The following is a 23,508-nucleotide window of genomic DNA, read 5'->3' as shown; positions in this document are numbered from 1 at the left end:
TGACCTTAAGCTAGATGGGCAACGCCATTTTGGTATAGTCCAAAAACTACAATCCTGCGACAATCCGGGCACTCGCGCCTCGCTTGTCAGCAAAGGCACGGGACAGTGACAAACCGATGATCGATTCCATCTTCTCCCTGTTCGACACGTTCGGCAGCGAGCATTACGGCGAAAATGCAAACCAGCTTCAGCACGCGCTGCAATGCGCCAAGCTGGCGCAGGATCACGGCTGCGAACCCAGCCTGATTGCAGCTTCCCTGCTTCACGACATCGGGCAGTTCATCGACGATGCCGGCAATGCAGCCGAAAAATTGAACCTCGATGCCCGGCACGAGATCACTGGCGCAGCCTATCTGGCGCGCAGCTTTGGCCCGGAAGTGACGGAACCCGTGCGCCTGCATGTCGATGCCAAGCGCTATCTCTGCACCGTGGAACCGACCTATGAGGCCGGGTTGAGCGGCGCTTCGCTGCTGAGCCTGCGCCTCCAGGGCGGCCGGATGAACGAGGAAGAAGTCGAAGCCTTCCGCGCCGAACCTTTCTTCGAGCAGTCCGTTCAATTGCGCCATTTCGACGATGCCGGAAAGCGCCCGGACTGGGAGGTTCCAAGCCTGGAGACCTATCGCGATCTTCTGCAGTCGCTGCTCCGCGAGGAACAACTTACTGCCTGATCGCAAAGGCATGCGATCAGGCTGCGCCAACATCCGTTGCACAGAGCCGCTGCCGGAATATTGCATCGCCCGCCCGCGCCTTCCCGCGCGGTGCGGGCGAATTTGCATGAGCGGTGCGTTTAGGTGCCCTTCATGTGAAGCAGGCCATTTTGCGGCGGCGCAGCATAAAATATCTTCTTATTTACAGATAGATAGGTAATTTTTCGCCGAAATTTTCGTTGCGACGCAGCCAACTGTCATGTTCGTGTAATTCGAATCTGGCCTATACCAGTTTACCGGCAGTAACGACTCGCCGTGGCAGGGAAATCGGGGGGAGATCGAATGTGGAACGCGTTTCCGCATGCGATGCCGCGCGCCCCAGCCTCATCTCAAACGTCTGAATTTCTATCATTTTCTCTGGGAATCATGAGGGCTATCATGGAACATCCTGTGTCTTGCCGTGCTCTGAAACGGTCGCTTTTCTATTCCGCCGGCCTCGTCGCTCTGCTCGCCGCTGGCACCGCTCACGCAGAAGACAGTGAAGGCAGCGCCATCGTGGTGACCGGCCAGAAGCTCAGCGTCGAAAGCGCAATCGCGGCCAAGCGCGATGCCGAAACAGTGATCGACGAAGTAACCGCGGACAGCTTGGGCAAGCTGCCCGATGCAAATGTGGCCGACGCCCTCGCTCGCCTTCCGGGCGTGAACGTGGTGGTCAATCAGGACACGGGCGAAGGCGAATACGTCACCATCCGTGGCTTTTCCGGCACTTACAATGCCGTCACCGTAAACGGCGTGCGCGTTGCGCAGACCGATCCGAGCAGCCGCGACGTTTCGCTCAGCGTGCTGCCGCCCAACGGCCTTGCCGCGATCCGCGTGACCAAGACGCTGACGCCCGACCAGGAAGGCGATGCCATTGCCGGCGTGATCGATTTCCGCACCCCAACCGCCTTCGACTTCATGAAGCCGACCACCGTGCGCGTCTATGCCAATGCCGGCCTTAACGGCCGTGCCGACAGCGCGGGCGAAGATGCCGCAATCTATCAGGGCCAGCTCGACTTCGCCCACCGCTTCGCCGACGATCGCTTCGGCATGTTCTTTTCGGCCAATTACGGCGTTTCGCATGGCAATGGCCAGGAAACCGAGAATGACGGCGAGTGGGAACCGCATATCTGGCGCAAGAACTCGACCGAGACAATCTCGGAACAGAACATGCACCTTCCGGGTATCGACCTCGATTATCGCCGCGTGAAGCAAACCCGCTATGGCGGCAATCTGTCCTTCGACTATCACGGCGATACGACCGAACTCTATCTGCGCGGCCAATATGCGCGCCAGGAACTGGTCGGCACGAACGACTATACCGACTACCGCAACCGCCCCACTCCGCGCCTGACGCAGGTCAATCTGGAAGACACCAGCCTGCTCCAGCCCGAAGACATGGTCATCGGCCACGATGACGATCTGGGCAACATCTACGGCTACACCACGGCTCAGATCGTCGACACCGACCACGATGGCAAGATCACCGACGCCGACCGGTCTTCCAGCAAATACTGGTCGCTCAATGGCCGTTCGGGCGTGTGGGATCCGGAAGCCTTCCAGTTCGCCCGCAGCTTCTCCACCATCGACGTCACACAGACGCTCGGCACGGTGGAATTCGGCGGCAAGAGCAAGCTGGGCGCACTGACCCTGAATTACAGCGCCAGCTATTCCGGCGGCGCGCGGGAGAACCCGGACAGCTATTCGATCGGGTACAATTGCGACAAGTGCACCTATCCGCTCAATGCCACCGGGATCGACTGGGTATCGAACGATCCGCGCTTCCCGCATGCCAGCCTGCCGGCCTATGCTGTTCCGGTCGAAACCGACAGTTCCCTGCTGCCGTTCGATGGGGCCAGCCACTCGCGCTCGAAGCAGACGGACAGCCGCTTCGCCGCCAAGCTGGATGCCCGCTACGATGTTGGCAGCGCGCTGGATTACGTTCAGGCCGGTGCCAAGTGGCTGCGTTCCAAGCGCGAGTATGACAACACGCCGATCTGGGATGGCGACTTTGCCGGCACTCCGCTCGACGGGCTGAGCCTCGCGGATTCAGGGCTGGTGGACAAGGAAGTCACCAGCATGCTGGGCGGCCAGTATTATTACGGCGACGTGTTCAGCCGCGACGCCGTGATCGCCGCGATCCGCGCTGCCGAGGCCGCCAATCCCGACAGCGTGAGCGAGGAAGACCTGCTGCGAGACGACAAGCGTGGGACCGAAAGCGTCTATGCCGCCTATGCGCTTGCCGCCTTCAAGTGGGACCAACTCCGCCTGATCGCCGGCGCCCGCTTGGAACATCGCGACATCCATAACATCTTCTGGGTGGACGATGGCGACGATAGCGGCTTCGGCAGCTCGGATAGCAAATACACCATCTTCCTGCCCAGCCTGACCGCGACTTATCGCCCGAACGACAAGGTGGCCATTCGCGGCGCACTGTGGACCGGCTATTCGCCGCCGGAATATGGCAATGTCTCGGCCGGCCAGTCGATCACGCGCGACGAGACGACCAAGGAAATCATCGCCATCAGCCAGGGCAATCCCGATCTGAAGCCCGCCAAGGCCTATAACGCCGACCTGTCGCTGGAAGTCTATCCCGACCGGTCGAGCGTCGTCTCGGTCTCGGGCTATTACAAGCACATCGAGAACTTCATCTTCACCAACGGCAATCAGGTGGACGCCAACACCACTATCGGCACGATCGAGATCACTCAGCCGAAGAATGGTGAGACGGCAACTGTCTATGGCGTGGAAATGAACCTCATCAAGGGCTTCGAAGGCCTTCCGGCGCCGTTCGACGGCTTCGGCTTCGAAGGCAACCTGACGCTGCAGCACAGCGCGGCCGAAAGCGGGCTGGACTATCGCGCAGGCGAGAAGATGCGCCTGGTGAACACGCCGCACGTGCTCTACAATCTGGCTCTGACCTTCCAGAAGTACGGGTTCGAAGCCAAGCTGTCCTACAATTATCGCGGCAAATTCGTTGAAGATCTGCGCGACAATGCCGTGGACAAATGGGTGCAGCACAATCGCAGCGTCGATCTGCACACGCGCTACAACTTCTCCCGGAACCTCGCGCTCGATTTCGACGTCGGCAATTTGCTGAACGACTGGAAATACTACACCACCAAGGGCGACAATCCTTCCTATCAGAAGGACTATCTGGAGCCGGGCCGAACCTTCCTTGCGCGCCTGAGCTACAACTACTGATCGCCTGAACCGCGATAGCGGAGCGTTGCGCTCTGCGACATGGGCGGATGGAAGCCGGGGAAGGTCCCCCTCGCGCTTACATCCGCCCTCTTGTCTTTGCGTCCCCGCTCGCTTCTATAGTGCTGGCGGGGCAGAACCCCGAACTGCACATTTCCCGCGAGAACCTGCCCGATCATGCCGACCACGCCCGAACAGACCGCCAGCATGCCGGGCGAAGGCCGGGGAAAGGCCTCAAGAAGCGGCGACCAGCCGATGCCCCAATATCTGGCACTGCGCGACCAGATCGCGGAAGGGATCGAACTGGGCAAATTGCCGCCCGGCGCCCGCCTGCCTTCGGAAAGGCGTCTGCAAACCGATAGCGGCGCAGCGCGCGGCACAATCCGCGAAGCGCTGTTTCAATTGGAGGCCGAAGGGCTGATCTACCGCCGCGACCGCAGCGGCTGGTACGTTTCCCCGCCGCCGGTGACCTACGATCCGACCCGCTGGGCCGGTTTCATGACCTATGTGTCCGAACAGGGGCGCACCCCGGCGACCGAGACCCTGTCGACGGAAGAACTGCCCGCCCCGCCCGCCGTAGCGGACATCTTCCGCGTGGCGCCCGGCACGCGCCTGTTCGTTGTCTCACGCCGCCGCTTGATCGACGGGCGGCCGGTGCTGGTGGAACGGATCACGGTGGACCCCAAGCTGGCGCCGGGCCTGTTCGAGCATTCGCTGGACGGTTCGCTCACCCAGATCCTCAGCAAGAATTACGGCCTGTCCGTGGCCCGCAACCGCGTGACCATGCGGCCCTGCGCGCTGGTCAAATCGGCGGCAGACGGGCTGGGTGTCAAGGCCGGGACGCCTGGCCTGCTGGTGGTGCGCACCAGTTTCGACAAGACCGGGCGCGTGGTCGAATACGATCAGGAATACTGGCGCCACGACGCCATCCGCATCCACGTGGATCTGGACGTCACCTGATCCTGTCGGGCAGCACTCGCCGGGCAAATGTCAGGCGGGATCAATCGCCACACGACCACGGCTGGCAGTGAAGCTGGCAAGCGTGGAAATGCTCCCTCCGGGCGTGGTCACCCGGTCCATCACCCTGATATCGGTCTGCCAGCTTTCCGGTGTGATCCGGAACAGTTGATACCCACGCCGGTCGGTCATCAGGCTGATATGCGGATTGTTGGCCATCTGGAAATCGGCGCCGGGAATTTCCATCCCGTCGCCATTGGAACTGATGGACGTGGCGAGGAATTCCACAGCCGCCATTTCGCCATCCGGCCGCTCGTCATCCAGCGGGACCGCACCCGCGAAGTGGCGATGAAAATCGCCCGAGGCGATTACCGTCCTGCCCAGCCCCTGCCGCGCGATACTTTCCACCAGCCGCCTGCGCGCCGGACGATAGCCGTCCCAGGTATCGAAGGCGAAATCGGGCTGCGCCGTGGCGGATTGCCTCCGGTCATAGGGCATGGTCAGTATCTGCTGCGCCAGCAGGTTCCATTGTGCATTGTTGGCCATACCCGCATCCAGCCAGCCTTCCTGCACAGCGCCCAGCATATCGGGCGAATTATGCGCCTCGAACGGGCACGGCAGCGCCTTGCCATCCTCGCAGGGCTGATCGGACCGGAAGCTGCGCGTATCGAGCACATGCATGCTCAGCAGCCGCCCGTAATTCAGCCGGCGAAAGGCCCGCACTCCGCCCGGACCGGGCATTTGCGCGCGGCGCAGGGGCATATGTTCGTACCAAGCCTGCATCGCGGCCAGCCGCCGCAGGGCGAAGATTTCGGGCGGCGTCCCGTCCCGGTCGAAATCGCCTGCCCAGTTATTGTCCACTTCGTGATCGTCGAACGAAACGGCAAAGGCACAGGCCGCATGTGCCGCCTGCAAATGGGGATCGGCCTTGTACTGGGCATAGCGGCGCCGATAATCGTCGAGGCTGTAAGGCTCATCCCCCAAGTGCTGGCGCGGAATATAGGGGCCGAGCGGGGTTGACGCCCCTTCATAGATGTAATCGCCATAATGGAAGACCAGATCGAGGTCCGGCTCGGCAGCCATATGGCCCCAGGCATCGAAATAGCCATGCTCCCATTTCTGGCACCCGGCGACCCCGATCCGCAGGCTTTCCGGCATCTCGTCCGCCGCAGGGGCCGTGCGCGCCATACCCAGCGTGCTGACGTCGTTGCCACCTGCCATGAAGCGGTACCAATAGGGCCGGCGCGGCAGCAGGCCGTCCACTTCCACATGCACGCTATGGCCCAGTTCCGGCCGGGCCAGCGCCTCGCCGCTGCGCACGACGTGGGTGAAGCCATAGTCAGCCGCCACTTCCCAACGCACAACTACCGGCGCCATCGGCATACCGCCATGTTCGGCCAAGGGATCGGGCGCAAGCCGGGTCCAGATCACGAAGCCGTCCGGCCAGGGATCGCCCGCCGCCACGCCCAGCGTGAAGGGATAGGCCCCCGGCATGGCCGCAAGCGCCCGGATGGGCGCAAGGCCGCCAAGGATTGCCAGATGGCCGGCGCCCCGGATCAGGCTGCGGCGATCGAGACGCATGGCACCATTCCTTCCTGCCCGGGCATGGCCCCACCGGCCCTGAGGGCGCCGGTGGGGTTTGCCGGCAATCTGCCTAGAAGCGAACCTTCGCCCCTACAAAATATTCCGCGCCCAGCGCATCATAGGTCGAGGGATAGCTGTTGGCCTGCTGTTGCGAGGTGCCGAGCATCTGCGGCTGGGTATCGAACAGATTGTTCACCCCGCCATAGAGCGTCAGCTTGCCGTCTGCGATTTCATAGCTGGCCGAAAGGTCAAAATAGCTGCGCGAATGGAGCACGGGCACGGCATAGTTGGCCTCTGCGCCTCCGCCGACCGCAATGCGGTCATCCGTCACCGGGCCGATGTAGCGATGCTGCAACGCGGCGTTGAAAGCGCCGGAGCTCCAGCCGAGCCGTGTTACAGTCTTGAACTTGGGCCGCACTTCATAGCCACACAGGGCGCCGAAGGTGCCGGCACATTGGTTCACTTCGTCCGGCAGATCCTGCATCGGCGTGACGTCATAGCTGTGCAGCCATGTCCCGCGCAGATCGAGGCTCACTTCACCACCCGCCAGATCGTGCGCCCAGCCCAACTGGAAATCGATGCCGGAAGTAGCGATCTTGCCGATGTTGGTATTGAAAGCTTCCACGCTGTAGGGCGAGCCGATGCTGCCATCTTCCGGATCGCGGCGGATCGCCAGGCACGGCGCGCTCTCTGCATCCTGCAACACATTGTAACACAGGTCGAAAATACCCGCGACCGAGGAGCCGAGCGGCGCGATTGCGTCCTTCACTTCGATATTGAAGTAATCGACCTTGAGGAAGAATTCCGGCAGCGCTTCCGGCCGCAACGTGGCCCCGAAGCTCAGCGTGTTGGAGCTTTCCGGCTTCAGATCGGGGTTGGAGCCATAAAGCACGTCCAGCCGCGATGTAGGCTGCAGCGCGGCCTGCCCCACCATGCTGGCCGGAACGCCCGTGGCGATGCACAGATCGCGCACAACCGGATCGGCTGCCGCCGAAGCCAGTGCGCAGGTATCCTGCGCGGAAGGGCTGTCGGAATACTGGCCACTGAACAATTCGCCGATATTGGGCGCACGCACGGCGTGCTGCCATTGGCCGCGCAGTTCCAGCCCCGGCACAGGCGACCATTCCAGCCCGCCAAGCCAGGTCCAGACATTGCCCGCACCGGTCAGATTGTAGTGGGAATAGCGCAGGGCGCCATTGGCCGTGAGGCGGCCGACCGCGGAATCTTCCGACAACAACGGCAGGCGCGTTTCGCCGAACAGTTCGAACACCTCGATTCCGCCTGACGTGGGATAGAACGGATCCTGCCCGATGGCATCGCCGCTCTGCTGCGCCGGATCCGGGTTGGATTCATCGTAGGCCTTGCGCCATTCCGCACCCAACGCAACACTCAGCGGCCCGGCCGGCAGCGGCACGACATCCGAAGACAGCGTGCCCATTGCGGTGTGCAAGCTGCTGAAGGATTCATTGTGGGTGTTGATGGTCAACGCCTCTACCGCGGCATCCGACATGCCATAGCCGAACGGGTTCACCAGCGGCGCCGCACCGTCCACGCTGAGCAGGCCAGCCGTATAGGCCGAACGGGAGACCATCCCGGTGAGATCTGACGATCCCTTCGCCTCGCCATAGAAATAGAAAACGTCGAAGCGGTTGTTGCGCAGGAAGCTGTCGCCGGCATCCGGCAGCGTGCCTTTCAGGCCACCGCCGATGCGCAACGTATCGGTGTTGATGTAGACATTACGTGGGCCGATTTCCTCGAACCGGCGGGCAAAGCGGATGCTCACCTGGCCGTTATTGGCATTCGCGCCGGTTTCAAGCAGGTCCAGCTGGTGGAACACTTCCTGCATTTCCGGCGAGACATAGGGATTGTCCACATCGAACAGATAGGCCGCGACACCGTGTGTGGTGGGCGCCAGCTGCATCGTCACCTGCGTGCGATACCAGGAACCTTCGCCATAGAGGGTGACATTGTCGCTGACGTCGAAATGGCCAAAGCCCGACAGGCCTTTGCGTTCCTCTGGAATCTGCAGGTAATTGTACCCGGCAAAGTTGTAGCGGTCCTCCGGATCGCGGAACATTCGGGCATCTGAACCCGCGCCGTCGAACGTGAAGCCCAGCGAGGTGAGGCCCGAAAGCCCGGCCGCGTCCAGCGCCGCGGCAAGGTTGGCATAGGCAGGCGTGCCCGATTGCAGCTTCGCCAGCTGCGCGGCGGTCAGCATCGGGAAGCTGCCGTTCGGCGTGGAAGTGGCCGCGCGGCTGATCAGCCCCGGCGCACCGTCCACGATGCCGTCGGCCAAGGGAATGCTGGAATAGGCCCGGTCGGCCTGCGTCACCGCCCCGCGATTGTAGTAATTGCCGCTCAGCACGATATTGCCGCGACCGCCCGCGAAATTGGTGCCGGCCGTCAGGTCAACACTGTAACTGGTGGAATCGCCAGCAGTGTCGCCGCCATATTGCACCTTGCCTTCGACACCGTCGAAATCCGTGCGCAGGATGAAGTTGGTGACGCCGGCAATGGCATCGGAGCCGTAGACGGCGGAAGAGCCGCCGGTCACCACATCGACCCGTTCCACCAGCGCGGCGGGGATCGTATTGATGTCGGTCGTCTGGTAAGAGCCGGAAAAGACGTAGCGCCGGCCGTTCACCAGCACCAGATTGCGCCCGGTGCCCAGACTGCGCAGGTCGATCTCTGCCTTGCCGGTGCCCGGATTGTTCGAGCGGCTGGTACGCCCGCCGGCGAATTGCGGCTGGCGGGTGAGGAAATCCTCCAGCGCCAGTGCCCCGGTGCTTTCGATCTCCTCCCGCCCGACGGACGAGACCGGGGTGGAGCTTTCTTCAGCCACGCGGGCGATGCGCGATCCGGTCACCACGATCGGCGCCGCCTCCGCGGCGGGGGCTTCGCTCACTTTGGCGGGGGCAGAGGCGGAAGCAGGCGGAGCCGCCGGGCCGCGTGCGGCGCGCAGCATCACCGTGCCCGAGCTGCCCCTGGCCACTTCCAGCCCGCTGCCCGCGATCAGGGTGCGCAGGGCTTGGCTGGCCTTCATCTCGCCCTTGATGGGAGTCGAACGGATCGCGCTGATCTTCTCGCTGGGGAAGAATATCTGAACGCCTGCCTGGCGGGCATAGAGGTTCAGAGCATCCGGCAGCGCCTGCGCCGGAATATCGAAATAGATAGCCTTCTCTTCCTTCGCCTCGGCCGCATATGGCGCAATTGCGACAGGAATAAAGCACGCATATTTCAGCGCCGATACGAAGGACTTATTTGCCATTGGAATCTCCGTTGCCCCGAAGCACGATGAATTTCGTTCTCATCAGGGCAGACGAGTGGCAGGGCAGATGCCGCCATGCAGGGTGACTATTTTTTCTGCCTGAGCAGATAACCGCCATCCTGCGGCATCGCCTGGATGTCTAGCGAGGTATCCAGCGCCTCGAAGAACACGGTGGGATCGGTGGACGTGAAACGCCCACCCACTCGGATCGCGCCCAGCGCCGGATCGTCGAGCATGATCTTGCCGTCGAGATACCGGTTATATTCGTCCACCGCGGCCGATAGCGGTTCGTCCTGGAACAGGATCTCCCCATTCTGCCACGCCAGCGTCGCCGCGACCTGCAGTTCCGAGGCCGGGCTGATACGCGGCCCGGCGGCTGTGACGCTGAGCATGCGATAGGCCCCGGCCGCACCGGGTGCATGCGTGCCCTTGGCGCCGGCCTGCGCCCCTTCCGCGCTGCGCGCCTGCCCACGCAGCACCATGACGTCGATCCCGCCGGGCTTCAGCCGCGCATTGAACAATCCGCTGGTCAGGCTGATCGCCACATCGTCGCCCATCAGCAGCAGCGGTGGGCCGTTAGGCGAAACCTCCAGCGCCATCTCGCCCTTTTCCAGCCGGAGGACACGCTTGCCCCCTTTGACCCGCCAGGCGACCGAACTGTCGGTATTGAGCGCCAGCAGGCTGCCGTCGGGCAGGCGCAGCTTGCGCGATTCCCCGATGCCGGTTTCGATCCGCTCCCACGCATAGGCGCGCGAAACCGCCAGCCCACCGCCGCCCAGCGCAATCAGGCCCGCGGCGCCTGCCGCACGCATCATCGCGCGGCGGGAGAAAGACGCGCCGGCCAAGGTGCCCGCCTGTTCCGCATCCAGCCCGATGCCGGGGCTGACCTTTTCCCACGCCGCATAGGCGCGTGCGAAGGCCAGCGCATGAGCCGGGCTGCGGCCGCGCCATTCCTCGAATGCGGCAGGATAGGCCGTGCCCAAATCGTGCCGCGCCACCCATTCGGCAGCTTCTTCGGCAAGGCGATCTGGCCCGGATCGGCGTGGCAACTCTATGTTTCCGCTCCCTTTCAGGGCGGGCTCCCCGCGAGCCCTTATATGAAGAGACGAACGGGAAGCGGCTTACCGCCAATTACGAATGAAAAAAATTCGGTCCGGCCTCGGCCGCGTTTCAACCGTGCCGGGCATCGTCCCGCCGGAGCACATCTTCAACCGACTGCTCCGGCTCGCCGCGCGCCCTTTCGGGATTGAGTGCCCTGCCCAGCAGCACGACAGCCCGGGCGAGCCGTTTTTCCATGGTGGACAGGCTGATGCCCAGTTCACTGGCGATTTCGCGCGGCGGCTGCTCGTCGAACCGGCGGCGGATGAACACCGTCCGGCAGCGTTCCGGCATGGACCACAGGGCCGCGTTGACCCGTGCCACCATTTCCTTGCCGGAAAGGGTGCGGAACTGGTCCGGCGTTTCATCCTCTATGTCGAAATCGTCGATTTCGGTAATGCGCTGGAATTCAACGATCCGCGCCCGGCGCAGCCGCTCGATGGAGATGTTCCGCAACATGCGCAGCACATAATGGCGCGGATTGCCGATGGATGCCCAGCCGTCCATGGCGAACAGGCGCACGAATGCCTCCTGCACCAGATCGGCTGCCGCTTCGGGATCGCGTTCCAGCCTGCGCGCGGCATCGAGAAAGGCGGGTTCATGAGGCAGAACCTCATCGATGAACCAGCGATCTATGGGGCGCAGAGCGGACATCGGGCCTGACGATTGGAGGAGTTCCGCCGGCCGCTAAGGTGGGAATGTTGCCGCCCGGTGACAGGTACATCGCATCGGCGCGAAGCGGCCTGCCCCGATCAAAACCTGCAATGCGCGGACAGGGTCACGCTTGCAGGTGTCTGCGGTGTATATTGGCGCAGGCTCCCAAAACGCAGCGGATTGCCGAAGGCGAACAGGTCCGCGCCCGAACCGAAGGGATTGTCCACGTCCAGCGCAAAGCCGACCTGCCCCAGATCGAGCCGTGCCTGCAGGCTGCTTTCCAGATAATCGCCGATGGGCCGGTCCACTGCCGGATCGAAGCTGAGCCTTGCCGGCCCGACATAACGCAGCCTTGCCCGCAGCGAAGCTTCCGCGTTACCGATGGCAAAGGAATATCCCAGCGACCCGCGCAACGTATATTCCGGCGCCATGGGAAGGCGTCGGTCTTCCACGTCGATCCCCAGATCGTTCCGCACCAGCCGGGCGTCCTGATAGGATGCCCCTGCCGAAACCTGCCAGCCGCCCGCCAGCGGCAAGGCCAGCGATCCTTCGAAACCGATGATTTCCGCATTGCCGGCATTGGCTGTTTCGATCAGCCCGTCAGGCTGCAACATGTCTGACTGGACGTCCTGCCAATGGGTAAAATAGGCCCCCAGATCCAGGGTGCCCTTTGCGCCGATCTGCTGGCGCCAGCCCGCTTCGACAGTCGCCAGTTCATCACCCTTCAACCGGGCCTGTTCGCCGATGCCATCTATGTCCAGCCCGCCCTGCCTGATTGCGGAGCCGTATCGCAGATAGGCCAGATGCGCCCCGTCCGGCCGCCATGACAGCGCAAAGGCGGGCGTCACTCCGGTTCGGCCCAGATCGCTCTTCAGCACGCCGGAAGGCAGCGTCCGAGTTTCGGACAGGCTGCTGCGGAACAGCCGCGCCCCGGCATCCAGCGAAAGGCCCGAGCCGAGCGGCACGGACAGGTCGCCGAATGCCGACAGGTCCGTAGTGATCCGACGATCGTCATCGAGCGAAAGCTGGCCAGTCGCAGAGGTGAGGAGCGTCAGATCGTATTGGCGCGCCTCGATGACGGAAATGCCTGCCAACCAGGCGATCCCGCCCATATCGCCACTGGCATGCACTTCATTGTCCCACACACGATAAGTGCGTTCGAGATTCAGCCTGAGCGGATCGGCCAGGCCGAAGCCTTCGGCGCCCTGTGTGGCATCGTAGACATCGTTCACATCGTGCCAGGTCATTGCGCTGCTGAGGACGATCCTTGCCCCTTCCCCATCGCGCGCGATGTTCAGCGCGACATGGCGCAGATCGTTGTCATGCGGCTCTGCCAGTTGATCCGGGCGGGTACGGGCGCCGGGCTGATAGACATATTGGCTGTCACGCGATTCCCGCCACTGGCCAAAGCCGGTCAGGTTCAGCCGCCAGCCGCCGCCAGCCTCCACGCCGAGCGCTAGCCTTGCCCCCAGAAGCTGGCTCGAATTGCTGTCTTCCCGGGCGCCTGTATCGATCCAGCCGGCATCCCTGCGTGCATAGGCCACCAGCCTTGCCCCCGCCACGCCGGGGCTGACGGGCAGGTTGACCACTGCCGCAGCGTCATAGCCCAGATCCCCGCCCGACATCGCTTCCGCCCCGCCCGAAAGTGAGAAGGATGCGGTGTCCGTATCCGCCTTGCGGGTGACGAGATGATAGATGCCGCCCAGCGCACCGGTGCCGTGCAGGGCGCCCTGTGGCCCCTTCAGCACTTCAGCCCGCTCCATATCCACCAGCACGATGTCAGGGTCCGGCGCGGCATAGGTCAGCCGCGCCTCGTCAAGGATGACGGCAACGGTGGACTGGCTCTCGCCATTGAAGGCACTGTCGGCAATCCCGCGCAGGAACAACCGGTTGCGGCCATGGCCCGATGCGGTCAGCGTCATGCCGTCTACTTCAGCTGCCACATCCGCCGTCTGCACCGCCGCGCCGGGGCGCAGTTCGGCCCGGTCGCCCAGTTCCACTACCGATGCGGCCATAGGCAGATCCATGAGGCGGGCAGCGCGCTTTGTCGCCGTTACAAGGATCGGGGTGCCGGTTCCGTCCGCCGGCGGCTTTGCCTTTGGGCCGGACTGGCGGGGGGCGAGAGCGGACGCGGGGGCATCGCGCTCGATTCGCCACGCCGTGGGCCCAACCTGCCGCGCGTGGTATCCCGTGCCCATCAGCAGCGCCTTGAGCGCGGCACCCGGCTCCATGCTGCCATGCACGGGGCCTGTGCGGATATGCGGCAAGGTGCCGTCCGTGCCGATGGAAATGCCCGCCTCGCGCGACAGCAGGGCAATGGCGTGGCTCAGTGTGGAAGCGGGCAGATCTATGCGGCGGCGCTCACCCTCAGCGTGTGCGGGGCTGCAGGCGATAGCCATCGCCGCTGCGGCCAAGCTCAAGGTCCATGAGCTGGGAAAGATCGCGCAGCGCCGCTTCACCATCACGGATGACCAAGGTTCCCGTAAATCGTCGGCCGCGCAAGGATTTGGCCACCGACACTTTCACCCCCGCATAGCGGCTGAGATCGGCCGCGACCAGCGGCATGGGCGCCGCATCGAACGACAGCCTGCCTTCGCGCCACTCGCCAGCCTTCCCGGCAGGAACCGCCATGACTTCCGCGGTGCCCCCGGCAGGATCGAACGTAACCCCGTGGCCCGCGGTGAGGTTAAGCGGCTTGCCCAATGCGTCGGAGGATACGCGCACCCTGCCCTGTGCCACCTGCACCCGGACCTGCCCGGCAGCAGACTGCACATCGAACTGCGTACCGATGTCGCTGATTTCGAGCTGACCGGCCGTGATCGCCAGTTGCCGCGATGGATCGTGGCGAATGTCGAACCATGCCCCGCCCTCCAGTGCGATGCGTTGCTGATCGCGCCCTTCGATCCGCAGGCTACTATGCGGTGCCAGCTCGATTTGCGATCCGTCCGCCAAAGCGATCTGCCGCGCCTGCATATCGGTGGCATAGGTCTGCACGCTGCCCATGCCGAACTGCCACACCGCCAGCGCGACCACCAGCGATGCCGCCATGGCCGCCCCGGTCCAGCGCAGGGCGAAGCTCCGCCTTGGCGGTTCGGGTTGGGCATTCTCTCCCGCCCAGTCGTCATTCGCACTTTCCTGCGCGGTCAATGCGCCCGGATGATCGCCCAGCAAGGCATCGGCCAGTGCCACCTCGTCAAAGGCCCGGCGATGGCGTGGGTCTGCCTCCAGCCACAGGGTGAAAGCGTCCCAATCCATGGCCCCGTCGGCCGCATGGCCAAGGCTGGCAAGATGCCATGCCGCCGCCTGTTCGATAATCGCCTGTTCCGTATCGCTCATGTCAGTTGCCCCGCAGGCGGAACCGATCCGCCGGGCGTCCCCGCTTGTTCAGACGCCGCCGCGCCATACAATCCACAGTCGGCCAGCGCATTGCGAAGATGTTTCATGGCCAGCGCCAGATGCTTTTCCACCCCGCTGCGGCTGATGCCCAATATCTGCGCGATTTCTCCCTGGGATTTGCCCTCGAAACGATAGAGACGCAGAGCCTCGCGCGCGCCGGGGGGCAGGCCGGCCACTGCCTTGCGCACCAGTTCGGCCTCCTGCCGGCTGGATGCATCTTCCTCGGCATTGGGGGCGGGATCGGGCCGGTCTTCCGGCGGGCCTTCCGCGCCTGCCTCCTCCACGATCCATCTACGGTCGCGAACCATTGCCCGGCGGCGCATCTTAAGCGCGTCCAGCACGATGTTGTTTGCCATGCGGAACAGATATGCCCGCCCGTCGCCGATAGGCCCAGCGGACTGGCGCGATGCCTTGATCCACAATTCCTGCAGGAAATCTTCCGCTTCGGCCGCATCGCCGCAGCGCGCGGCCAGAAAGCGCAGCAACTCGCCGCTATGCTGCACCAGAACCTGCGCAAGGCCGGCTGCCTGTGCCGCATTGTCCTCGGGAACCATAATCTGCCCCGGCCCGTGTGGCTTCATCCCGCCGCCCTTGCCGGCAAACCGCCGGCCGGGCGCGTTACCGACACTTCCTGCACCCAAATACGCTCCGCGGCAAATTTCCATGCGACGGCAAGGGCTGCGCCCCCTTTCCCGTCACAGCCGGGACGACACCGATGGGCACCCTCCCCAGTCGCACCGGAAGAAAAATCGCCGCGTGGCGGAAAAGGGCCCGGTCAGTGCCCGGAAGCCGTGTCGATCGGCCCTTTCGGCCGGGGCGCGAGCCAGATCAGAGTCGCCGATACAAAGAACACTAGCGCAATGATCGCAAAAATATGCAACGTTGCCACCATCAGGCTCTGCCCTTCCACCAGGAAGGAAAGATTGGCTACCGCAGCATCGGGCGATGCCCCGCCTGCCACCATCCCGTCCACTACGTCCTGCGCATGTGTCATGGCTCCCGCCATTTCCGTCTGGCTGGTGCGCGCGGCATTGCTCCATCCGGTCTGGGCGAGAGCGGCAGCAAAGGCCCCCGCCAGAGTGCGCATGAAGTTGGACACGCCCGCCGCATTGGCCGCCTCCTCCGGATCGACGCTCGCCATGGCAAGGCCGGTGACGGGGATGAAGAACATCACCATGAACAGGCCCGATGCCAGTGTCGGCCAGGCCATCTGCCAGAACGTCACATCCGGCGTGAAGCTCATGCGCCACAGGTGAATAGCGCCCAGCCCGATCAGGCCGGTACAGATGATCAGCCGGGCGTCGATCTTCTCCACTGCCTTGCCCACCACTGGCGCACTCGCGATAGCCAGAAGGCCCATCATGCCAGTAGCCAGCCCAGCCCAGGTGGCGGTGTAGCCCATGTTGGTCTGCAACCAGAGCGGGATCAGCACCAGCGATGCGAAGAAGGCGGCAAAGCCTGCGCTGTAGGTAATCGCTGAGGCTGTGAAGCCGCGATGGCGGAAAATCCGCAGATCGACGATGGGGTTCGGCTCTGTCAGTTCCCAGATCAGGAAGGCGATGAAGCCAACCACTGCGACAATGCCCAGAACAACGATCTCGCCCGAAGCGAACCAGTCATGGTTGCGACCTTCGTCCAGCATGATCTGCAGCGCGCCGACCCACACGATCAGCAGCACCAGGCCAACCACGTCGATCCGCGCTCGTTCCCTTGGATCAGGTTGGCCGCGCAGCATCGTCCAAGCGATAAAGCCGCCAATCAGCGCGATGGGCACCTTCATGTGGAAGATCCAGGGCCAGCCGATCGAATCGCTGATGATGCCGCCAAGGATCGGACCGGCGACCGGCGCGATCAGGGTCGTCATCGCCCAGATAACCGCCGCGATAGTGGCCTTCTGCGGGGGGAAGATGCGCAGCAGCAGCATCTGGGAAAGCGGCATCAGCGGTCCGCCGACAAGCCCCAGCAACACCCGCCCAGCCAGCAGCATGCCCAGTGACTGGGCAAGGCCGCAAAGCAGCGAAATGGCGCCGAAAGCAAAATAGCAGGTAATGAACACGCGCTGCGCGCCGAACCGCTTGGTCAGCCAGCCTGTCAGCGGAACCGTGATTGCCTCCGCCACCGCGTAAGAGGTGATGACCCATGTCCCCTGACTGGCCGAAACGCCCAGCGAACCGGCGATGTTCGGCACAGAGACATTGGCGATCGTCGTATCGAGGACGACGAGGAAATTGCCGAAGCCGATGGCCAGCGCAGCAATCAGCAGGCGCAAGCCGGAAAGGGGCACCGGGCCGGCGGGAGTCTGCCCCGCCCCCGATGGAGAGATTGCCGTGCTGGCCATGGCCGGACCTATTCGGAAACGTCGACTGTGACGTTCATGGAAAGGCCTACGCGGAGCGGATGCTGCGCAAGCTCCTTGGGATCGAGCGCGACCCGCACCGGCAGACGCTGAACCACCTTGATCCAGTTGCCCGTGGCGTTCTGGGCCGGCACAACGGCGAAGGCAGCACCAGTACCGCCCGAGAAGCCCACGACCTTGCCGTGATATTCCACATCGCTGCCATATAGGTCGGAATGTAGCGTCACCGGCTGTCCGGGCCGGACCTTTGCCAATTGCACTTCCTTGAAGTTCGCATCGACATAGGCCTGCTGAGTCGGGACAATCATCATCAGTACCGTGCCGGGCTGAGCACGTTGCCCCACCTGGACCTGACGGCGCGTGACAACGCCGTCCACTGCCGCGCGGATTACCGTCCGCTCCAGATCGACCTTGGCCCGGTCACGCCGGGCGCGGGCTGCAGCTACTTCGGGGTTGGTGTCGACGGTCGAATGCTCGATCAGCGCGGAATTGGCGCGCTGCTGGCTGGCCGCTGCCGACTGGTTCGCTGCCGCCAATGCCTGCTCCGCTTCTGCAGAGCGAAGATTGGCCGAGGCGATGTTGAATGCATTGCGGGCGCTGGTCAGTTCCTCACCGGAGACCGAGCCGGAGGCAGCGAGCGCCTCGCGCCGTTCAAGATCAATGCGGGCCTTGTCCAAGTCTGCCTTGCGCGAAGCAAGCCGCGCGGCGGCCTGCGCCCGTTCCGCACCTCGCGCGGCGACTTGCGAGGCAAGCCCGCTGTCGGTGGCGACAATGCCGCGCACCCGGCGTTCCGCTGCCTGCAAGGCTGCTTCCGCCTCTGCAAGGGCAAGCCGCGCATCGGTATCGTCAAGCCGCACCAGCACATCGCCACGCTTGACCGCCTGCGTATCCTGCACTGTCACTTCCACGACAGGCCCGGCGACCAGTGGGGTAACCTGCGCCACGTCTGCACCGACATAGGCATTATCGGTCGAGACATAACGGGAGGCGAAGATGGCATCGTAGGCAAAGTAAAGTCCGCCCAGCACCACGACGCTGGCCCCCAACGCGAGGAACAGGCGCTTGCGCTTGCCCTTGCGCGCTACCTCCTCGGCAGGGCTTTCTTCCTCGGTTGTAGTGTAGACGTCATGCTCGACGACATGGGTGATCTTGGTCATCTACTTTCCCCAATCAGGAACGGTAACCGCCGCCGAGCGCGCGGATCAAAGCGATATCGAGAGCGAAGGCACGGGTCTGAAGCACGGCGACACTGCGCCGGGCCGCGATCAGCGCATCTTCGGCTGCCAGCACATCGAGATAGGTCGCAAGGCCGCCGCGATAGCGGTTGTTCGCCACCGTCCACGCTGCTTCCGCAGCCTGTTCAGCCTGTGCCGCGAGTCTGAGCCTTTCCTCCAGCGCACGCTGGCTCGTGGCGGCATCGGCGACTTCGCGCAGGGCCTGCACCAGGGCGCCGTCATATTGCGCGACTGCGGCGGAATAATCCGCCTCTGCTGCGCGATACTGGCCCTTCAGCCGCCCTCCGTCGAAGATAGGCAGGCTGATGGCAGGCCCGGCAGTGCCGAATTCGGAGCCGGATTTGAAAACATCTCCAATGCCCAGCGCTTGGAAACCGATCAGGCCGGCCAGATTGACGTTGGGATAGAAGGCGGCACGTGCAGCCTTGATGCGGCTTGCGGAGGCCTCTGCCCGAAGGCGAGCCGCAACGATGTCAGGGCGCCTGCCAATCAGTTCGGCGGGCAGTTGGTCCGGCAGGGCGAAATCCGCATGCGCGGCAGAAGTAGTGCGGCCGATGGCAAGGCCACGATCAGGCCCCGCACCCAACAGCGCGGCAATGCGATTGCGGGTGATGGCCAGCGCCTCATCGAGTGCGGCAAGATCGCCCTTTGCGCCAGCAAGGTTTGCCTCGGCACGGCTGACGGCCCCTTGGTTTTCCAGCCCTTCCGCCTTGCGCCGGGTCATCAGGTCCAGAGTCTTCGCCCGGACGGTCACTGCCAGTTCGGCGGAATCCCGTTCGGCTTCAAGGCCCGCCATATCGGCATAGGCCGAAGCGATCCCCGCCGAGACAGCCAGCCGCGCCGATGCTGCCTCCGCCCCAGTTGCTTCCGCATCGGAGAGTGCTGCCGCAAGCACGGCGCGATTGCGGCCCCAGAAGTCCAGCTCCCAATTGAGGCCAAGACTTGCCTGCCCGTAATCGGGCCAACCTTGGGGCGCCACTTCCTTGGGAAAGAGGTAATTATAGCTCTGCTTGGTGACACCGCCCTCGGCCGCGAGCGATGCTGTCGGTAGCAAACGGCTGCGCGCCTGTTGAACGATTGCATCGGCACGATCGAACCGTGCCTGCGCCACGCGCAGATCGGTGGCGCCTGCCAGACCCTCCTCGATCAGCGCGGAAAGCTGCGGATCGCCCAGCCCTTCCCACCAGCGGTCCGATGGCCATTCCCCCACAGGGGCCGCGAAGCTGCGTGTCGCCCCTAGGCTATCCGGCGAGGCCGGGCTGCGCAGATCGGCTGCGTGAGGAGGCGTAACGCAGCCAGCGAGAAGCAGCGCGCCGATAAGCACCCCAGCACGCAGACGCTGCGCGGAAAAATTCCGTCGAATCATAACGTAGCCCATAAAACTGAACCGTTCAGTTCAATTAAAGCAGGGGACTTGCCAGTCAAGCCAAAACTGTACATGCTGGTTCAGAAAAGGAGAGGCCGCGATGCGGGTAAGAACTGACGATCGCCGCCGCGCGATCATCAAGGCGGCGAAGGATATTTTCCGGGATGTCGGCTTCGAACGGGCCAGCATGGCCGCCATTTCCGCGAAAGTCGGCGGTTCGAAGGCCACTCTCTACGGCTACTTCAAGTCGAAGGATGAACTGTTCGCGGCAGCGATGATCGATGCCTTGGAAGATCAGGGGCAGGATCTGATCGATCTGCTGGATGCGTCCCGACCGGATGTGGAGGAAGTGCTCCACCGGTTTGGCCTTGCCTATCTCACGCTTCTGGCATCGCCTGAAGCGCTGTCCGTTACGCGCACGGCCATTGCAGAAAGCCCGGCCCGCGAAAGGCTGGGTGAGCATCTCTATGCCCTGGGCCCACAGCGCGGGCTGGACGCGATTACGGACTATATGCGCGCCTTGTCCGCAAGGGAGGACATGGAAATCGCTGACCCACAGATTGCCGCCCACCAATTCAAGGTCTTGCTGGAAGCCGGGATCATGGAACCATTGCTGTTCGGCGCCCCGGCTGCATTTACTGCGGACTACGCCGTGACGGCGGCCGTCTCGACTTTTATCAAGGCCTATCGCCGGAACTGACGGGCCGAAGGCGGAATTACCCCCGGCCCGCAAGGTTCAGCCGGCATCGGGCAAGCTCAATCCGGATTAGCCAGATAGGCAATCACATTCGCCCGGTCGGCAGGCTTCGCCAGTCCCTTGAACTTCATGGTCCCTCCCGGAACCACGGCCTTGGGATTGGCGAGATAGGCCGCAATTTTATCGGGCGTCCACGCAATGCCGGAAGACTTCATCGGCGCCGAGTAGGAAAAGGCGGAGATCGCGCCCGCCTTCCGTCCGATCACCTTGTAAAGCGAAGGCCCCTTCTTGTTCGTGCCCTTTGGCGAAACCGAATGGCAATCGGAACAATAGCTGTCGAACACATCGCCGCCCGCATCCGCGTCGCCTGCCGGCTGCGAACGAGCAGGCATGGAAACGCCAAGCCCACCCAGAACCATTGCCAGAATCGCGGCCATTGCTGTCTTTCTCATGGAACCCATCTCCAGCTGGCTCAGAATGCGGTCCATATGAAGGCCGTGACAGTGTTGTTGTCGCTCGCCGCCCGGCCCGAACCATCATAGTCATGGCTCGCGCCATTGAACTTCGTGTAACCCTTGTATTGCAGGCCCAGCCGCAGGTTGGCGAAAGTGGACTGCCCTTCGCCGCCCCAGGGGGAATAGTCGGCCTGAAGGATATAGCCGGCCGTATCGGGTTTGCCGGTGCGGCTGCCTTCCTCTGCAGCCGGTGCGAACAGGTCCGTGTCGCGCGTGCCGGTGGTGCTGAAGCCGCCCAGCGTCAGGCCGAAATGCTTCTTGTAATACCAGCTGACATCGCCGGAGATCGTATCGAGACTGTGATTTGCCATGCTCGTTTCGCCCGCAAAGACGGCATGGTCCAGCGTCTGGTTCTCATGAATGTAGGACGCATTCGCGCTGACGATGTTTTTGCGGTTACCCAGGAACTGGTAAGTCGCATCTACGCCGACATCGCTGAATTTGTCGGTCGGCCCACCGTCGCGGTCGGGGTTGAGATGCGCGCTCATCCCGATCACACCGATGGAGGCATTCGAGCGGCCGAAATCCTTTGAATAGGCAAGGCGCCAATAGGGCGCGACCCCGCTGATGCTGCCCGCTTCGGCTTCGATCCCGAACGTGCCGAGCAGCGATGGGCGCAGCGACCGATAACCGCCTGCTTCGGCGTAAAGCCCGTCTGCGATCGAAAGGAAGGCAGTGGCGCCCACGGCCTGATGTTCGATCCCGCCCTGCAACAACGGCGCAGCCGCGCCTTCGAAGCCGAGGTCCGAACTTGTATAGGGAAAGCTCCATGCCCCAACCGAATTGAACGGATCGGACAGGGTCGGGTTATTGTTGATGTCCACGCCAATCACCGCATCAGCACCAGCGATCTTGACCGGGTGAGCATAGCGGACTTCGGCATGGTCCAGCGCCGTGGCGCGATCCACTTCCGAATAGGTCGTCTGCACGAATGTGCCTAGCCCTTTGGCCAGACGGCCAGCCAAGAAAACGGACGCCTCCTGCAGAGCGACATTGTCGTTGCGGCCGTCATGGTCGGAAATCACGTCTTCCCGCGCCTTTGCGGTGTGAGTGAAGTTGGCCACGGCCATGCCGGAAAGCGGGATCTTGGTCGTTCCGTCTGAAAAGCCGTTGATCTTGAAGTCCCGCCCATGCGGCGTCAGCTGCGGGCCGAAGCCGCCGACGTGGCAGGCCGCGCAGTCCTCACCCGTCTGGCGGGCATAGGATGGCAGCGCCCGAGCCGGATCGGGCGCCAGCCAGCCCGGACTCATCAAGGCCGCACCAAGCAGGGCACTGGCGCCGCCAAGCAGATAATACCGCATAAATTTCCCCTCAAGAGAGCACTCGCTGTTGGCCCAGACGCCGCCCACCGGCTCCCTCCCCAGTTCGGCCGACGAAAAAATTTTTGGGCGACTGAGGCGATCGGCAAGCGGCGGCGTCTGAGCATCGGAACTTCAGGGAGCGTTCGAATGATGAAGGGGCATGCGTTGCGAGTGGCGTTTCACTGGACCAGTGCCGTGCTGATCGCCGTGGTATTTGTGATCGGCTTCACACATGAAGGAATGGAAGATCCGGACAGCCGCCTGTTCTGGCTCGACATGCACCGGGCAATCGGCCTTGCGATCCTGGCGTTTGCAGCCCTGCGCCTGTTGTTTCGTGTCGCTGTGCGGTTCGAACGGCTACATGAGACCAACCCGTTGCTGCGCTTTGCAGCGGGCATTTCCCACATTGCCCTTTATGCCGGGATGCTGGCCATGCCCCTGCTGGGCTGGGCCCAGTCCAGCGCGAAGATGCGCAAATTCAAGCTCTTCGGCGTGAAACTGCCTGCGTTGGTGAAGCATGACAGCGATCTGGCGGACCGGCTTGGCGAATGGCACGAGCAACTGGCCTGGGTGCTGCTGGGCCTGATTTGTGTGCACGCGGCAGCCGCCCTTTACCATCATTTCGTCCGGCGGGACGGCGTACTTGCGAACATGCTACGCTTCCGCCCCACTCTTCCCTGAGCCTTGCCGATGGCACTTCGCACTGCAACTCGGCGGATGATCTTGCGACTGACGGCGGGAGCACTGTGCGCGCTCGCCGTCTTTGCCGTGCTTCCGCACTGGCTTGAAGACCGCGCAGCGCGTGCCGAATGGCAGAAAGGCCTGCACGGTAAGATCGAAGGAACAAGGCTGGTCTACCGAAATGCCACGCTTGGCGAAGCGATTGACGATCTCAACCGCTATTCCAGCCTGCGCATCGTGACGCTGCCGCAATTGCGGAGGCTGGCATTCAATGGCGAATTACCCGGCCCGCCTGATACAATGTCCGCCGCGCGTCAGCTTGCCCGGCAGACCGGATTGGCTTTGGTCGATGCAGGTCCGCACTGGGCCGTTGTTCCGCCACAGGACTGAGCACGAGCTGTCGCAAGCCCAGCCATCGCCCGGCCAAATTTTCCTAACCTCAAATCTCTACTAAATTAGTCGACAAATCATCTCGCTTCACCTAATTCGCATTTCCCTACCATTTAGATAGGG

At 63.3% G+C, this 23,508-nt stretch carries 18 protein-coding genes; 6 read left to right on the top strand and 12 right to left on the bottom strand.

What is annotated here, in order from left to right; genetic code table 11:
* The first annotated feature begins 116 nt into the window (after positions 1-116).
* From SZ64_RS00960 to SZ64_RS00945, 3 genes are all read left to right on the top strand, one after another.
* On the top strand, positions 117-668 hold the full coding sequence (locus SZ64_RS00960; RefSeq protein WP_054529117.1) for an HD domain-containing protein: 552 nt from the start codon (positions 117-119) through the stop codon (positions 666-668).
* Positions 669-1,097: 429 nt separating this feature from the next.
* Positions 1,098-3,890: a TonB-dependent receptor gene (locus tag SZ64_RS00955; protein ID WP_199797062.1), complete on the top strand. Its 2,793-nt coding sequence runs from the start codon at positions 1,098-1,100 to the stop codon at positions 3,888-3,890.
* A gap of 174 nt (positions 3,891-4,064) precedes the next feature.
* Entirely contained in the window at positions 4,065-4,847 is a 783-nt protein-coding gene (locus SZ64_RS00945; protein ID WP_241772949.1) for a UTRA domain-containing protein, read from the top strand.
* Positions 4,848-4,877: 30 nt separating this feature from the next.
* Here SZ64_RS00945 and SZ64_RS00940 read toward each other — a convergent pair whose 3' ends face one another.
* The 10 genes from SZ64_RS00940 to SZ64_RS00895 all read right to left on the bottom strand — a co-directional run bounded on the left by SZ64_RS00940 (position 4,878) and on the right by SZ64_RS00895 (position 19,801).
* Positions 4,878-6,425 carry an alkaline phosphatase D family protein gene (locus SZ64_RS00940; protein ID WP_054529114.1) on the bottom strand — a complete coding sequence of 516 codons (1,548 nt, stop codon included), beginning with the start codon at positions 6,423-6,425 and terminating at the stop codon, positions 4,878-4,880.
* A gap of 73 nt (positions 6,426-6,498) precedes the next feature.
* The gene (locus SZ64_RS00935; RefSeq protein ID WP_054529113.1) at positions 6,499-9,696 is read right to left on the bottom strand and encodes a TonB-dependent receptor; all 3,198 of its coding nucleotides are present in this window, start codon (positions 9,694-9,696) and stop codon (positions 6,499-6,501) included.
* A gap of 86 nt (positions 9,697-9,782) precedes the next feature.
* Positions 9,783-10,745, bottom strand: coding sequence for a FecR domain-containing protein (locus SZ64_RS00930; protein WP_054529112.1), 963 nt, complete (start codon positions 10,743-10,745; stop codon positions 9,783-9,785).
* 121 nt (positions 10,746-10,866) lie between these two features.
* Positions 10,867-11,448: a sigma-70 family RNA polymerase sigma factor gene (locus tag SZ64_RS00925; RefSeq protein ID WP_054529111.1), complete on the bottom strand. Its 582-nt coding sequence runs from the start codon at positions 11,446-11,448 to the stop codon at positions 10,867-10,869.
* Positions 11,449-11,546: 98 nt separating this feature from the next.
* The gene (locus SZ64_RS00920; RefSeq protein ID WP_241772948.1) at positions 11,547-13,847 is read right to left on the bottom strand and encodes a TonB-dependent receptor; all 2,301 of its coding nucleotides are present in this window, start codon (positions 13,845-13,847) and stop codon (positions 11,547-11,549) included.
* Positions 13,816-14,784, bottom strand: coding sequence for a FecR domain-containing protein (locus SZ64_RS00915; protein WP_054529109.1), 969 nt, complete (start codon positions 14,782-14,784; stop codon positions 13,816-13,818). Before SZ64_RS00915 ends, SZ64_RS00920 begins: the two co-directional genes overlap by 32 nt.
* Complete coding sequence (locus SZ64_RS00910) at positions 14,781-15,425, bottom strand: sigma-70 family RNA polymerase sigma factor (RefSeq protein ID WP_054529108.1); 645 nt, start codon at positions 15,423-15,425, stop codon at positions 14,781-14,783. Before SZ64_RS00910 ends, SZ64_RS00915 begins: the two co-directional genes overlap by 4 nt.
* Positions 15,426-15,619: 194 nt before the next feature.
* Positions 15,620-17,182 carry a DHA2 family efflux MFS transporter permease subunit gene (locus SZ64_RS00905; protein ID WP_054529107.1) on the bottom strand — a complete coding sequence of 521 codons (1,563 nt, stop codon included), beginning with the start codon at positions 17,180-17,182 and terminating at the stop codon, positions 15,620-15,622.
* 8 nt (positions 17,183-17,190) lie between these two features.
* The gene (locus SZ64_RS00900) at positions 17,191-18,357 is read right to left on the bottom strand and encodes an HlyD family efflux transporter periplasmic adaptor subunit (protein WP_054529106.1); all 1,167 of its coding nucleotides are present in this window, start codon (positions 18,355-18,357) and stop codon (positions 17,191-17,193) included.
* A gap of 13 nt (positions 18,358-18,370) precedes the next feature.
* Positions 18,371-19,801, bottom strand: a complete 1,431-nt coding sequence (locus SZ64_RS00895; RefSeq protein WP_054529105.1) for an efflux transporter outer membrane subunit — start codon at positions 19,799-19,801, stop codon at positions 18,371-18,373.
* Positions 19,802-19,901: 100 nt separating this feature from the next.
* On the opposite strand from SZ64_RS00895, the gene SZ64_RS00890 reads away from it, so the two are divergent.
* Positions 19,902-20,501, top strand: a complete 600-nt coding sequence (locus tag SZ64_RS00890; RefSeq protein WP_054529104.1) for a TetR/AcrR family transcriptional regulator — start codon at positions 19,902-19,904, stop codon at positions 20,499-20,501.
* Between the two features lie 56 nt (positions 20,502-20,557).
* Here the strand turns inward: SZ64_RS00890 and SZ64_RS00885 are convergent, their stop codons facing one another.
* Both SZ64_RS00885 and SZ64_RS00880 read right to left on the bottom strand, forming a co-directional pair.
* Entirely contained in the window at positions 20,558-20,950 is a 393-nt protein-coding gene (locus SZ64_RS00885; protein ID WP_082384689.1) for a c-type cytochrome, read from the bottom strand.
* A 20-nt stretch (positions 20,951-20,970) separates the two neighbouring features.
* Positions 20,971-22,314 (bottom strand): cytochrome C, encoded by a 1,344-nt coding sequence (locus tag SZ64_RS00880; protein WP_162225055.1) that lies wholly within the window; start codon positions 22,312-22,314, stop codon positions 20,971-20,973.
* A gap of 147 nt (positions 22,315-22,461) precedes the next feature.
* Between SZ64_RS00880 and SZ64_RS18700 the strand changes: the two genes are divergently transcribed.
* On the top strand, positions 22,462-22,995 hold the full coding sequence (locus tag SZ64_RS18700) for a cytochrome b (protein ID WP_162225054.1): 534 nt from the start codon (positions 22,462-22,464) through the stop codon (positions 22,993-22,995).
* A 9-nt stretch (positions 22,996-23,004) separates the two neighbouring features.
* Entirely contained in the window at positions 23,005-23,385 is a 381-nt protein-coding gene (locus tag SZ64_RS00870) for a hypothetical protein (RefSeq protein WP_206742894.1), read from the top strand.
* Positions 23,386-23,508 lie beyond the last annotated feature (123 nt).

Source organism: Erythrobacter sp. SG61-1L (genome assembly GCF_001305965.1).
Lineage (GTDB): Bacteria > Pseudomonadota > Alphaproteobacteria > Sphingomonadales > Sphingomonadaceae > Andeanibacterium.
The sequence above is the reverse complement of the archived record's forward strand: the minus strand, read 5'-3'. Positions and strand labels throughout refer to the sequence as shown.

Bases quoted from the DNA above. Each gene is read 5' to 3' on its own strand.
- SZ64_RS18700 (WP_162225054.1), top strand. From the start codon at position 22,462: ATGATGAAGGGGCATGCGTTGCGAGTGGCGTTTCACTGGACCAGTGCC.
- SZ64_RS00915 (WP_054529109.1), bottom strand. From the start codon at position 14,784: ATGAGCGATACGGAACAGGCGATTATCGAACAGGCGGCGGCATGGCAT.
- SZ64_RS00890 (WP_054529104.1), top strand. From the start codon at position 19,902: ATGCGGGTAAGAACTGACGATCGCCGCCGCGCGATCATCAAGGCGGCG.
- SZ64_RS00960 (WP_054529117.1), top strand. From the start codon at position 117: ATGATCGATTCCATCTTCTCCCTGTTCGACACGTTCGGCAGCGAGCAT.
- SZ64_RS00920 (WP_241772948.1), bottom strand. From the start codon at position 13,847: ATGGCTATCGCCTGCAGCCCCGCACACGCTGAGGGTGAGCGCCGCCGC.
- SZ64_RS00935 (WP_054529113.1), bottom strand. From the start codon at position 9,696: ATGGCAAATAAGTCCTTCGTATCGGCGCTGAAATATGCGTGCTTTATT.
- SZ64_RS00885 (WP_082384689.1), bottom strand. From the start codon at position 20,950: ATGAGAAAGACAGCAATGGCCGCGATTCTGGCAATGGTTCTGGGTGGG.
- SZ64_RS00925 (WP_054529111.1), bottom strand. From the start codon at position 11,448: ATGTCCGCTCTGCGCCCCATAGATCGCTGGTTCATCGATGAGGTTCTG.
- SZ64_RS00870 (WP_206742894.1), top strand. From the start codon at position 23,005: ATGGCACTTCGCACTGCAACTCGGCGGATGATCTTGCGACTGACGGCG.
- SZ64_RS00900 (WP_054529106.1), bottom strand. From the start codon at position 18,357: ATGACCAAGATCACCCATGTCGTCGAGCATGACGTCTACACTACAACC.
- SZ64_RS00905 (WP_054529107.1), bottom strand. From the start codon at position 17,182: ATGGCCAGCACGGCAATCTCTCCATCGGGGGCGGGGCAGACTCCCGCC.
- SZ64_RS00940 (WP_054529114.1), bottom strand. From the start codon at position 6,425: ATGCGTCTCGATCGCCGCAGCCTGATCCGGGGCGCCGGCCATCTGGCA.
- SZ64_RS00910 (WP_054529108.1), bottom strand. From the start codon at position 15,425: ATGAAGCCACACGGGCCGGGGCAGATTATGGTTCCCGAGGACAATGCG.
- SZ64_RS00895 (WP_054529105.1), bottom strand. From the start codon at position 19,801: ATGATTCGACGGAATTTTTCCGCGCAGCGTCTGCGTGCTGGGGTGCTT.
- SZ64_RS00880 (WP_162225055.1), bottom strand. From the start codon at position 22,314: ATGCGGTATTATCTGCTTGGCGGCGCCAGTGCCCTGCTTGGTGCGGCC.
- SZ64_RS00945 (WP_241772949.1), top strand. From the start codon at position 4,065: ATGCCGACCACGCCCGAACAGACCGCCAGCATGCCGGGCGAAGGCCGG.